General features: G+C 34.9%; 11 protein-coding genes. 3 read left to right on the top strand and 8 right to left on the bottom strand.

Features of this window, described 5'->3' with window-relative positions; genetic code table 11:
- The first annotated feature begins 134 nt into the window (after positions 1-134).
- The 3 genes from F6K23_RS21705 (at position 135) to F6K23_RS21695 (ending at position 3,664) form a co-directional block, all read left to right on the top strand.
- A complete protein-coding gene (locus F6K23_RS21705) occupies positions 135-1,472 on the top strand; it encodes a TMEM143 family protein (protein WP_293159702.1) in 1,338 nt (445 codons plus the stop codon).
- Positions 1,473-1,519: 47 nt separating this feature from the next.
- Positions 1,520-1,693 carry a hypothetical protein gene (locus tag F6K23_RS21700; RefSeq protein ID WP_293159700.1) on the top strand — a complete coding sequence of 58 codons (174 nt, stop codon included), beginning with the start codon at positions 1,520-1,522 and terminating at the stop codon, positions 1,691-1,693.
- Positions 1,694-3,199: 1,506 nt separating this feature from the next.
- A complete protein-coding gene (locus F6K23_RS21695; RefSeq protein WP_293159698.1) occupies positions 3,200-3,664 on the top strand; it encodes a matrixin family metalloprotease in 465 nt (154 codons plus the stop codon).
- A gap of 560 nt (positions 3,665-4,224) precedes the next feature.
- Here F6K23_RS21695 and F6K23_RS21690 read toward each other — a convergent pair.
- From F6K23_RS21690 to F6K23_RS21655, 8 genes are all read right to left on the bottom strand, one after another.
- Positions 4,225-5,169, bottom strand: coding sequence for a hypothetical protein (locus F6K23_RS21690; RefSeq protein WP_293159696.1), 945 nt, complete (start codon positions 5,167-5,169; stop codon positions 4,225-4,227).
- A 382-nt stretch (positions 5,170-5,551) separates the two neighbouring features.
- Positions 5,552-6,334, bottom strand: coding sequence for a glycoside hydrolase family 19 protein (locus F6K23_RS21685; RefSeq protein WP_293159694.1), 783 nt, complete (start codon positions 6,332-6,334; stop codon positions 5,552-5,554).
- Positions 6,335-6,858: 524 nt separating this feature from the next.
- A complete protein-coding gene (locus tag F6K23_RS21680) occupies positions 6,859-7,464 on the bottom strand; it encodes a C39 family peptidase (protein ID WP_293159692.1) in 606 nt (201 codons plus the stop codon).
- 93 nt (positions 7,465-7,557) lie between these two features.
- Positions 7,558-7,731, bottom strand: a complete 174-nt coding sequence (locus F6K23_RS21675) for a hypothetical protein (protein ID WP_293159690.1) — start codon at positions 7,729-7,731, stop codon at positions 7,558-7,560.
- A gap of 224 nt (positions 7,732-7,955) precedes the next feature.
- Positions 7,956-8,567, bottom strand: a complete 612-nt coding sequence (locus F6K23_RS21670) for an RNA polymerase sigma factor (RefSeq protein ID WP_293159688.1) — start codon at positions 8,565-8,567, stop codon at positions 7,956-7,958.
- Positions 8,568-9,613: 1,046 nt separating this feature from the next.
- Positions 9,614-10,198, bottom strand: a complete 585-nt coding sequence (locus tag F6K23_RS21665) for a hypothetical protein (RefSeq protein ID WP_293159686.1) — start codon at positions 10,196-10,198, stop codon at positions 9,614-9,616.
- Positions 10,158-10,616 carry a hypothetical protein gene (locus F6K23_RS21660; protein WP_293159684.1) on the bottom strand — a complete coding sequence of 153 codons (459 nt, stop codon included), beginning with the start codon at positions 10,614-10,616 and terminating at the stop codon, positions 10,158-10,160. Before F6K23_RS21660 ends, F6K23_RS21665 begins: the two co-directional genes overlap by 41 nt.
- 618 nt (positions 10,617-11,234) lie before the next feature.
- On the bottom strand, positions 11,235-12,380 hold the full coding sequence (locus tag F6K23_RS21655) for a hypothetical protein (RefSeq protein ID WP_293159682.1): 1,146 nt from the start codon (positions 12,378-12,380) through the stop codon (positions 11,235-11,237).
- Between the last annotated feature and the right edge of the window lie 282 nt (positions 12,381-12,662).

Here is a 12,662-nt window from a genome sequence, read left to right as displayed (position 1 = left end):
TTAGCTACCTTTATTATCAAGGTGATCGCTTCTTGTATTTATACATACTATGATAATTTTGTCAAGTATTATCGCGTCTTTATGGGGCGAAAAAAGTGTTAAGATATATCCTCATATAATCGAGGTATACAACTATGGCAGTTTATCAAGACAGGGAAGCATTTATTCCTTATTCTAGAAAAGATATTATAGAACTTTGTATTAAAGATGGTAAGTTACCAGAAGGTTCTTTACAAAAGTTTAGAGATTTTTGTTCTATTCTGCTGGCTTATTATCATTTTAAATTACATAAAACACTGGAGATATTAAAGGAAAATTATGCTCCATTTAATCCAGATGCTAATACTAAATATATTGCCTCTCACTCTGAATCACAACTAACAATGATGAAAACTAAAGTTGTTCAGAGTTTTGAGAAAATTCTAGAGCAAGGAAATTTTTTTCCTATATCTCGAGCTAGTTTAGAACGTGCTTTTCAGCAAACTTCGCTAATTGAACTGAAGACAGAACTCAATTTTGATGATTTTGAAGAGATAATATGTTACTGTCGAGGAGATATATATAAGACAATAAAAGTTAAGAATTTTTTTTTCCGCAAAATTGAAAAGAAAATTGATATTTTTGAAAGGGTTGCTTTATTAATTAAGTGCCAAAATACAGAAGATACTGATGGTTCGGAAAACGAAGGGGAGGAATCTCATCTGAGTCCTAAAAAAATTTATATTTCTCTCTATAAAAATATTCCTAAAAATGATATAGAATTTCTATTTCCTAATGTCAAAGTTAGTATGACTTTGAAAGACCGTCTAATCCTAGTAGTACCTGCTATTGGTGCAGCAGTACCTATTGTCCTGAGAATTGTACCGCAACTTTTACTAATTATCGGTGTAATTGTTTTTCTAGTTTTCGGTCCGTCTTATGTAGAAAAATTGAACTTGAGAGCTAATCCGGAAGATGTGAGGAATATGACAGGAGTTTTATTGGCTTCATCATCTCTATTAATAACTTTAGGAGGATTTTGTTTCAAGCAGTATAGTAAATATAAAACTAAACAGATTAAGTTTCAAAAACAGGTAACAGACACTTTATTTTTTAATAATATTGCTAATAATGCAGGTGTATTTCAAACTTTAATTGATGATGCAGAAGAAGAAGAATGTAAGGAAATTATTTTAGTTTATTATCACTTATTAGCAAGCAATACATATCTAACTCCAGAACAATTGGATAAAAAAATTGAAGCCTGGATGGAGCAAAATTTTGATACAAAAATTGATTTTGATATTAATGGACCATTGAATAATCTCACAAAAATTCAGGGCAAAATTGTCAGAGATGATGAAGATGAGGATGAGATTTCAGATATACCATTATTAACCTATGATGAAAATGGTTGTTGTCGAGTATTACCTTTAGATGATGCTAAACAATTAATAGATTATATTTGGGATAATGCGTTTCATTATGCTTAAAGAAACAGGAAATTTAGGAGTCGGGAATTGGGAATTGGAGAGCAATAGTGAATAAAAATAATGTAAGCATTTCCTACGGAATGCTGCGCAAACAGCTATTAGCAGTCAGCTTTTCCTGCGGAATGCTGCGCAAACAGCAGCAAGACCCTCTTGTTAAAGACGTAAGCATTTCCTACGGAATGCTGCGCAAACAGCTATTAGCAGTCAGCTCTCAGCAATAAGACTCTGCTTTTAAGGACATAGTGTAAATGAATATAGACTTTAACGATTTTTGTAGTAAGATTAATTTTAGCTCAATTAATACAGCTTTAAAGCCACATCAAAAGCAATAGCTGATAGCTGATAGCTGACGGCTGAATGCTTACTTAAAGACAGTGTTTAAATTAAAATAGAATTTAAGGGAAAGGGAGGCAACTTTTCTAGTAAGATAATTAATAAAGTTTTTATTGTAAACTAACACGAATAGCTGATAGCTGATAGCTGACGGCTGAATGCTTACAAAATAATAGATAGCATTACTCAGCGGCTTTGTTGTATACCTCCTACATAGTCCCGCATTTCTCACAAATCGCGCATTCATACTTCAATTCAGCAACGCCGTAGTTTAAACCATCCAAAATACAAAATCCCAAATACAAAATTATCAAATCATACCCAGAATCAGCAACGTCGGAATGCCTAGTATGGGAGCAAGATGCTCCCACTGCCATGTCTGATAACAAAAATAATTAGGGCTCGCTGAATAATCATCAAAGCATTGACATATAAAAGTTTTAGCCTTTTTGAATCTAAAAAAGTACGAGATTTTCCCTCGATCAGTCTCAAAAAGTTAGCATTTTCGACAGACAACGGCAGAAAAACCAAGGGTAAATTCTGACTCCTACCTCCTCTATAATTCCCATTCCTCTTCTATCTCTAGTTCAAAAACTTCTTCTATGGTGATTTTTCCATCATTATTCAGATCCTCAGCACTCAGTTCCATCTGTAATGCAGTTTCATCTATTCTTCTATCTTCAAATCCTATTTCATACAGCGCTTTTCAGATGGATGAACCACATCGTCATAACCAAAACCTTGTAGGGGCGGCCGTTCGCCCCTACTGTGGTCTATCGAAATGAAAACCGCTGTAAGATAATACAGCAGCTTGAACAGACAGAGGAGAGGATATTGCCATTGCTATTCCCAAAGGAAAAGCAGCACAAAATTTTGCATTCTTAACAAACATTATTTCTTACCTTTTAATTTGAAAAAAACTACATTATCCGTAAGCATTTACTTAAGAGTTAAAAGTATTTAGGGACAATAGTTATATTACCATTCCCACACTTTCTTGATGCACTACCAAATTTACCATGTTCTACTTAGCATTGGTATAGAGATGTAAACTTTTTGTCCAAGTTTTTTAGAGGACTATCGCTAAATTTTATCCGGTATTAAAGACCACATTCAAGTTAACTATAATCTATATATATCAAGTTTTTCTTAACTAAAAAAATGGTTAAATAAAGTAGTCAAAAAAATATACCATATAATAAAAAGAATAAAAACTAGGTATAATCACGGTAAAAACATAAAAAAATCTAGTTTCATGAAGAATCAGTAAAATTTTTTTTGGAAGGGTTGCGGATTATTAATCATTTAAATAAGATGATTTATTAATAAGGGTGAAGCTTTTTAAACGTTTTTTTTAATTGAATTGTTCAAAATTGTAGATGAGGTAAGAAATTATGTCTGATAATTATGATATTCTGACTGGACTTGCTTTAAGTCCAGATGCAACTTATGGCTATGACAGTAGTATTACACCAGAAGTTCAAGCCTTATTTAACAATACTTTCGACTACATAGAAAACAGAACTTATTTAGACTTTCAACAAGTAGACTACAATACAGCAGAAATAAAAATTAGTATAGATTCAAATACTCCTTATCTTGGCTATGCTTACTTTCCTGGAGAGCATCAAATCAACAGCGATATTTTCTTATCTGATGAATTGCTATATGTTGAAAATCAATATTTACAACAGTATGTGGTATCTCACGAAGTAGTACACGCTATCGGTTTAAACCATACTGTCGGGCAAGATTCTGTTGTATCGGAAGTAGTTGATGACGTAAATTCTCTACACTTATTGCCCACTGCATTTGATTTATGGGCAATAGAAACAAATTATTTAATCTCACAATATTGATACCAATTCTCTATGAAGCTGTGCTTAATATAAGTTAATCAGATATAATAGTGAAGAAAACTAGAGAGCGATACAGCTGATGCCACCCTCCTCTAACGCTCTTGTATTTATGCTTCCTCTCTTAAAAGTCAAAATTAATGAAACAGTTTCCGAACTTGAAAAGCGTTTAATCAATAACAGCTAAAGAAGGAGAACAAATACAAATTATTTATATCATGTCCGGTTAAATACTTACACTTTGGAGGAAGTAAGACAGAAGGGAATAAAAGATTAAAAGAGATAAAGTTTTTTTATCACTGATTATCCAGACATGATATAACACTTCAGTTATTAAGTAATTACCTTTCAACATTTGGCGTTGGTGATTTAAGGTATGATATTTGTCTGGATCAGAGTGCGATAGAACTCCGTTCCGCTTACCCCACAAAAAAACTTTCTCCTTATACTTGGGGTTTCTTCTTATTTCTTCCCTCCTGACTCCTTACTCCTGACTCCTGACTCCTAAGTAATTAAGATTAATATCATACCCTAATTCAGCAACGCCCAACATTTTTGTCCATCTATCTATCATTTCCTAATTTCTCTGAATCAAAATGTTTTTCTGTCGTATTAATAATATCTTTTGCTAATCGCTCGCTAAATCCCACAACAAAAGACAAAGAAAATAGAGACATCCATCTTTGATCTTGCCTCTTTTCGTTATTAATTTCACCAAAGGTAATAGGAATAATTCCCCCCTGTAAAATAGCAAAGATTAAAATGCCAAATGTTCCGCCAATCAGAGGCTTATAAAAACCAACTAAGATAGGAATTATTGAATCTTGATATTGGTGCTCCTCTTCAGATTGTTGATAATTACTAAGTCGAGATAAGATACTAATTATGCTGCCAAGAGCGCCAGCAGTAAAACACAAATTTCCTAGCCAAACTGTCATTTGAAAATCTTTTATATACATATCCGGTGTGTCATTAGTCCTACTAGAAATATCTGAGGAAATAATTCCTTTTGACTGTAGAGCTTGTTCTAAGTTATTGCTTCCTGATGATAAGCCCAGGGGAACTACTATGTATAATGGAAGTCCTAAAATTAACCCTAGTAAAATTTTCAGAATAATCTTCGAGGTAAATTTTCGATAAAAATTAATAGGTAAAGCTAGCCAAAAGTTTTTAATTCTTCTGATTCTAAATTCTCCATCAATTCGCAGTTTTTCAATCAGCCGTTTTTGGGGGTTATGCTGAAAAGATTGAATGGCAATACTAAGATTAAATACTAAATTAGCAACTTCTGATTTTTGGTAACTATTTTTAGTTAATTTTCCAGATAGATATAGAGTTTTAATGTCTGATAGTAACATCAAAAATTTGGAAACTTCTTCTTGATTTTCTTCGCTTAATTCCTGGAGGAAATTATAGTCAGTAATTACCTCGTTTATTTGGGCCAATAAATCATAAACTTTAGTATCTATTTCATCAATAACCGGAATAGAATTTTGTTCCTCAGACATTTGCTTGTTTTCGAGGGAATTGAAATCAGAATTATCAAAATCATTTTGAGGCTGCATACTTATAGCGGTTTTAACAAAGGTAAACTACAAAACTTCTGCCTTCAAGCCAAAATCTCTGTATTATATTTATGATTATTTTTATGAAAACTTCTATTATAGAGAAATAAGAGTTAATCCCATGGGGATAGTTTGGGTTGAAGAATTTAGCTTGCTTCCCGCAAGAGTAACCCAACAAAATATCAATGTTGGGTTGATCCTTCAGATAAGATTTGCTAATAGATAAGTTGCCTTAAGACTAACACTTAACAAAGGCGAACATTTTGAGGTTTACCTGCACTAAATTAACTTTTCTAAGAAGGAGTCAAAATGGGCTGTTCCTTTCTTAATCAATACCAAAAACTCTTTTAGCTCTTTCCCAAAATTGCAGGCGATCGCTATAACCATTCAGACCACCATTTATCAGACGGGTGACTTTTTCAAAATCTCCTTGGTCTGCATACTCGTTAATATCGCGACTTTCCCAATACCAAGCTGCCACCGCTGCATTCGTATAAGGGTCTTGAACAGCCATTTCCGGGTTGTCTTCTAAAGGCAAATCTAATGCTTGACCACATTCACGATAATTAGCTCTACCAGTAAGTTGAATCAGACCCCTTCCTTTATATCGTTTGCCGTCTCCTGGTTGGGTATTACCTAAATCCTCTCGTCCCTCATAATCTGCACCACTAGCTAATTCTTCTTTATAATAGAAAGAACCGCTTTCATGGGCAATTTGAGCAATAAATGCACAAGCTCTAGTTGTTGTTGCTAAATCAAAATCATGTATAACTTGATTGAGAGGAGCGACATATCTATGAATATCATCATCAGAAGCATCGGGCATAATTGCTTTCAGATTTTCAGCAGTCAATAAATCTGAGTTATTAGATTCTATAATTTCTGCCTGATTTTCCCAGGATAGCTCCCAATGATCGGAGAAAATATACCAGGTTCCAGCATTATTATTGAGTTCAATTTGGTAATGTCCCTGTTCTGCTGGAGAATAATTGAGAACTTCATAAGTTTTTCCTTGAGCAACAGATGTTTTTTGACTCTCAGGAAGTTGAGAAGCTTGAGCTACTGCTTTTTTGAGAACAGTTTGACTAATTGCTTTGATAGTTTCCATTTTTTATAGTCTTGATATTTTTGTAAAGGTCATTTCAGTTATCAGTTATCAGTTATCAGTACCTCCGACTAAATTCGGAGGCTTGAAATACTGAATTGAATATTCTCTTGGTCGATTGGATATGGCGAGGAAACCTCGCCATCCCACCCTACGGGAAGCTGCGCTAACGACCGCTTTTTCATCCCCTTAAAGAGGCTTTATACCTTGATTTTTCGGTAAAGGAGCAAGGGAGTGGAAAGTTGACAAAGCAATTCCATTAGAAAGCAATCTTAGGGCATTAGAGATTGCTTCTCTCCACTCCGTTCCAGTCGCAATGACCTAGTGATATTTAATACCAAATCCGGTTTAGATAGGAACTTTATTAGTGAAGTAAGGCAAAGGGCAGATTACAGATGGCAAAAAGGTTAGAGAGAATTTGGAAAAAGTACCTTTTCATCATCGAATTTGGTATAATTAAGCATAAATCTTAATGTTTTTCCACCATTGCCTGTAGGAGAGAACAGGCAAAGACAGCATAGTAGAATCTACAAATTTTGAGGTAATCCTGTTGGTTTTCCTTTAACAGAAACAGTGACTCGACCCCATCCTGCTTCTTTTCCCTGATCGACCCAAATTTGTTTTAAAAGATCGAAACTGCAAGGATCGTAAGCTGCTTTTACCCCTACCTGGTAAGTATTGCCCGCTCCATCTCTAATACCATAAGGATCGTGTATGAAAATTTTCTGTTTGTCTAGATCGAATCCCGTAGCTACCACCATATGTCCGCTACCTTTATATGCCATACCCATAACTACTGGATATCCTGCTTGCAAGCACAGGATTAAATCTTCAATTGAAAGTGTATAGGAAAAATAGGTATCTACTTCAAAATCTCTTAAAGCACGAGTATTTGCTTGATGATCCGTAGTATCGCCATACTTATCTAGTGTCTTCCCGTACATACTTTCAAATTCACGATAACCCTCTGATTTGGCTTTTTCAACAAGATCGGGTCTGAGGAAGGCTAAAAACATCGAACAAGAAGTTAGATTACATTGTCTGTAACCAGGTCCGTGATAGGCCGTATCGTTATCCAACTGAGAGAAATAGGGAACTTCGAGTTTTTTGAATCGTTCTTTTGTCTGTGTCATTTGAGAAATTAGGGTTGTGTACGAAATAGTTAAATTTGGTATCAAATCCAGTTGAACAGTTGTCATTGTGAGGTATGAAGCAACCCTCCGCTTTTAGATATTGCTTCCTTGTTCGTTGATTTCAACTTCTAAATCGTACATACAGGGTTTATTGTTAATAAGTCTTTTATACGAATGCCCTATTATGGCAGCAGTCATAATGACATCAGCATCTGTAACAGGATTACTATTTTTGTTTAGTATTCCTTTTTGTGTGATATGTGCCATTTTGTTTATCCTCTTTGAATTTCGTTACTTCAATTACAAGACTTGTAATTGCTTTCATTAATTAGACGCTTGGGGAAGCAAATTTCTGAATTATTTTTTTCCGAAAATTCAAAGAAACTTTTCCTAGATGTTGTATTCTGAAAAAAAGCAACTTTTGAGATCATTGTCTCACCCAGGACATTTCCTATCAACCGCTCTATTACAGCAAGTGGAAATATTTTTTTTCATCTTCTTGGCCACCAAGCCCCGATAAAATATTCCCTCAACTCCTTTTGTAAAATCTTCCGTGCCTGAGAAATGCGCTTACAGACATTATCGTAAGAAATATTTTGTTGTTCGGCAATCTCTTGATGAGACAGTTGCTGACAAAAATGCAGGATAAAGGTCTCACGCAGTCTGATCGGCAAATTATCAATAGCATGACGAATCACAATCCTTTTCTCTTGTTCTTCTATAGCAGAATCTGGCCTTTGTTGAACTAAAACCAATTCTTGCTCCTCAGCAAATGTGTAATCTTCGATATTATCAACTCTATTCGCACCCCGAATGTGTTCTCGATGAATATCTACACAGAGGTTATAAGTGAGTTTTGTCAGCCATGCCTTAAAATTATCAATTTTTGTTGGATTCTTTTGCACCTTTTCCCAAGCTTTAATCATTGCCCGACTAAGTGCGTCTTCAGCATCAGTCAAGTTTCCACCCATCCACTTGACACAGCAAAAATAAAGATAATCTTGATGCTTCAGCCATTGCTGCCAAAACTCTTGCTCTGTTTTTTCAGCACAGTTGAGAGCTAAAGTAGGAACTGAAACTACTTTGAGAAAACTTGATACCATAATAGTCAAACCTTAAGGAAATCTATAAATTTTGGAGGCGAACGATAATTTCAAGGTAGCAGACAGCATTCGTAGGAATTGTGTGTTATATCATGTCCGGTTGAACAGTGATAAATAAATAACGACGGAGGAGTCAGGAGGAAAGAGGAAAGAGGAAAGAGGAAAGAGGGAAGGAAGAAGAAGAACAGGAGAAGAAGGAGAAAGTTTTTTATCACTAATTATCCGGACATGATATTAAATCTGAGTTGGATTATTTAATCATTTCCAAAACACTGATTGATTCCTAGATATTGCCAGCAGAAGTTTACGAACTGTGAAATATCTGAGAAAACCTAATTTATTTAATTTATTCTCAGTACTAATCGTAATTTTAGCTTACTTTTTTGTTCTGTTACTACAGAGCGCTGAATAACTTTATTTCTATTCTACGATCTTGTGAGTAATATCCCAATAAACGCTTTTAACGACTTTATAGTCAGGTTAATTGAGCAGATTACTATTGTCTACTTTGAGCGCTAATTTGCTCAATATTAGTAAAACTCTTTATACCAAGCACCAATCAATGCTTGTTACAAATTCTAGGGAATGAATATTGAATAAAAAAAGCGAAAAATTTATAGGTCAGGACTTACGCAAATTGACTTTCAAACCAACATCTGTAGGGGCAAATGCTATTTGCGTTCCGCAAAGATCCGAATGGCGCTATTGCTATATGTAGAGTCTCTGCGTAAGTCCTGTAGATATCGCTTTATAAAATGAATTGGAGAAGCTTTTTTTAAATATCTCTGATGTAGATGCACCTTTTTGTAGTCTTCTTTTTTTATTTCTGGTATTACTGGATAAATCAACTATAATTCGACTTTCCAGCTTTCCGACTTACCATTCTGTATCATACGATTGAGCATTCCACACTCTGTAAATCTGCTGGTTAGTTTTCAAATTTTCACAGATATGCGATGTCCACTTATTTTGACTGTATTCCCCTAAGTAACTGAGTACCTTCTGAGGTTCCAGATCCTCAAGCAACATTAATAAGACTAAAATGTCTAAACATTAACTTTAGACCATCGACATCTTTTGCCAAAAGCATTGATAATTCTGTACTCGTTCAACGTAGTATATTTTTCCTTTTCTCCATCGGGAAGAAGTCTATAACCTTTAACCTCAAATTGAGGAAGATAAAGATCATTATCCAAGAAATCAAGCATTTTATTCAATTCACCAGGTTGCCATAAATCCTTAGCTTGTTGACCAACAATCTTATTCATTGGTTGGTTACTATTAGCAATAATGGCGGCTTGATTCATCCAAATCACCTCGTTAGTATTCATATCAGTGATAAATTGCGGGTTAACCTCGCCGTAAATATCAATCAGACTTTTACCTAGTTCTTTGAGCATTATTTTTTTCCCTATAATTCTGATACCTCGTCTTGCTCCATTCCAGATGAGGCGAACCTCACCCCACTTAGTAGCCACTAAATTAAACCAACCTTGATATTGATTGTAGATGACAATCACGTCTTCTTTTCTATAGTAAATAGGAGCAATGAAGACGATGCCCTGTTCAAATACGGCTTCAGTCCATCCATCAAGGAATAGACTCTGATTGCCTTTGTTTTTCTTCATCATCTGTATTCTTCTCTAGGACGTTATCTGCATAGATTCGATCGGGTAGTAATTCCTGATCGTAATCAAGGTACTCGCATATAAGGCTGATATCTACATTATTTAAGGCTTGACCTGAAATTGATTTAATGATTGCCTTTCTGACAAAATTGTCCAAAGGAGGATCAGAGTTATCAATTTTGGCTTCAAGAGCTTTTATTCTTGCTTGTTGTTCTGCTAAAGCCTTTTTATAGTCAAAACTTAATTCATGCAGAATATCATATTCTCTGCTCCTAGCTAATCCACTCTCTATGTAAAACAAGGCCAGGCTAACCAAAGTTCGTTCTTCTTGTAAAGCTCTTTCCTCTAGCTGCCTATAGGTTCCTGCGGATATAGTGACAGATATTTTTTCAGACCTTGTTTTTCTATTGCTATCCATCATTATACACTATTCGACTGTCATATAGAACTAAAAATTAGAATAAGCTCTAATTAGCTGCTAATAGTAGTTATTTTAAAAAACTTAATATTTCATTGATAATTTAATTTTTGGGACGAAAACGAACCCATGGAAGTCCAAAATGTGGTGATGTATCTGTTAGCGGTAGTTTTTTCTAGGTTGATGGATGGGACTGAATGAAGGAATACAAAAAAAAGGAGCGATCGCCCCCTTTTGTTGCTGGAGTAAAAACAGCAGTCCAAAAATTCAGAAATTACTTCTGGGAAGCTTCTGAATAAAAAAATACAAAAAAAAGGAGCGATCGCCCCCTTTTGTTCTGGATATGTTGGGGCGATCAGCTTTTAACTTCCCTGGCGGGAAGTCCCGCGCTCTCCCGCAGGGGAGCGTCGTATGGGAAAGCCAGGGCCAAGATTCGGATACCTTCATAAGCTAAACGTTCATATGCCCTTGACAAGCTAGGTACATTTTGTTATTATAAGGCACAACACAGGGGGAGGACATCACCTCTGTCTAAACAGCGGTCAGGGTTTCCCAGACTGAAGAATCCCGCGTTGTCCCGTAAGGGCAACGGCGGGAGTATGTCAAGAATTATCTCAAGCTTTAGGAAAGCATATCAACTTTTTTGCCTACACAATGTACAAAAGCTCTTTGGCGATCCAACAATGCTTCATTGTTAGAAAATGCATTAAAATTCTTGAAATAATCATTGGTGCTTGAGGATACTTCTTTAACTATTTTGCTTACACTCTTCTTGCTATCTCTGTATTGGGTTAAAGCATCTGAGTTTTTCATTTTTGTTAAATCTACTATTTTATCATTCCAAAAAATTTCGTTCCAATTGTCATTGGATATTATTTTTCGGTAGTTTTTGAAGTTATTGCGAAAATCTTTTCCCAGCATTCCCTCGTGCGCCATAGCAGCAATATGCACATAGACATTTTCCATCTTAGGATCGGGAGAATCGGGATTGTTAATCAAGTAACCTTGTTTCGTACCAACTAAACGATCTGCATAACACTTATAGTTAATCGTTTTTTTCACCGACTTGACAATAATGTGTATCTCCTTGTTTTTTTTGCTTAGGAGTTCGACGATTTTCGCATTTGCAGTAATAATTTTTTCATCTACACTTTCCTTGCTAGAAAACCAACTCAGATTATTATCAGCATTTTTTGAGACTGGATCTAGCAAGACGATACGTTTGAGTTTTTGTGTTAATAAATTATCAGATAATTCTGTTACATTTGATTTTGATAGGGACTGGATTGCCAAGGCACAACCTCGACTATGTGCCAAAATAAATACATTTTTATAATCATTGCCTTGTTTTTTTGTCCATTCCAAAAAATCTACAATGAGTTGTTGTGAAACTTGTGAAAAACTATAAAAAGTTTCTTTCTGCATTCCTCTTGCATCTGAATCCTTAGTGTAGTTGGCGTGGCTCCAGTTTACTTTTTCAATTTTTGTTTTAAGTGCTTTTAAAACATCGTTTTCTTGCAATAGTAATTTGACTTGTAAATTTCGCAAAGTGCCAGTCGGGGTGCCTTCTAACCAGTTTCCATCTAGTTTAGACAGATATTCCTTGTCTTTATTATTAATTGAAATAAAACTAACATTAGGATTTATCGTGAGTAGATTAATTTGTAAGACGTCAACTGAAGCAGTTGACAAGTCTTGAAATGTAAATACAGTTTGGGGTTCTGATTGTGTTGTTCCACCAAAAACAATAAGAAGGTTATCAGCCATGTTATTCTCCGTGTCAATTTGTGATTGTGATTTGATGCCCAAAAAGCAACAGCGAGTCGTATTTGGTAGTACGATCGCTATGTGCAGAAATTACTTATTTTAAAGAGGGGTATTTCTGGAAAAACTTTTCCGTCCTTAACTTTCAGTATTTCAAAACAGAGATTGATTGAGTTCCTTTCTCGTTTCTATTAATAAGACGTTTATACTTGTCAATTTCTGAATTTTTTGAGTTAAATTTTAAAGAAAAAATTTGGTAGTCCTGTATAGTAATGGTGAATGGTG

Source organism: Okeania sp. SIO2C9 (genome assembly GCF_010672455.1).
Taxonomy (GTDB): Bacteria; Cyanobacteriota; Cyanobacteriia; order Cyanobacteriales; family Microcoleaceae; genus Okeania.
The sequence above is the reverse complement of the archived record's forward strand: the minus strand, read 5'-3'. Positions and strand labels throughout refer to the sequence as shown.

Bases quoted from the DNA above. Each gene is read 5' to 3' on its own strand.
- F6K23_RS21705 (WP_293159702.1), top strand. From the start codon at position 135: ATGGCAGTTTATCAAGACAGGGAAGCATTTATTCCTTATTCTAGAAAA.
- F6K23_RS21695 (WP_293159698.1), top strand. From the start codon at position 3,200: ATGTCTGATAATTATGATATTCTGACTGGACTTGCTTTAAGTCCAGAT.
- F6K23_RS21690 (WP_293159696.1), bottom strand. From the start codon at position 5,169: ATGTCTGAGGAACAAAATTCTATTCCGGTTATTGATGAAATAGATACT.
- F6K23_RS21685 (WP_293159694.1), bottom strand. From the start codon at position 6,334: ATGGAAACTATCAAAGCAATTAGTCAAACTGTTCTCAAAAAAGCAGTA.
- F6K23_RS21680 (WP_293159692.1), bottom strand. From the start codon at position 7,464: ATGACACAGACAAAAGAACGATTCAAAAAACTCGAAGTTCCCTATTTC.
- F6K23_RS21675 (WP_293159690.1), bottom strand. From the start codon at position 7,731: ATGGCACATATCACACAAAAAGGAATACTAAACAAAAATAGTAATCCT.
- F6K23_RS21670 (WP_293159688.1), bottom strand. From the start codon at position 8,567: ATGGTATCAAGTTTTCTCAAAGTAGTTTCAGTTCCTACTTTAGCTCTC.
- F6K23_RS21665 (WP_293159686.1), bottom strand. From the start codon at position 10,198: ATGATGAAGAAAAACAAAGGCAATCAGAGTCTATTCCTTGATGGATGG.
- F6K23_RS21660 (WP_293159684.1), bottom strand. From the start codon at position 10,616: ATGATGGATAGCAATAGAAAAACAAGGTCTGAAAAAATATCTGTCACT.
- F6K23_RS21655 (WP_293159682.1), bottom strand. From the start codon at position 12,380: ATGGCTGATAACCTTCTTATTGTTTTTGGTGGAACAACACAATCAGAA.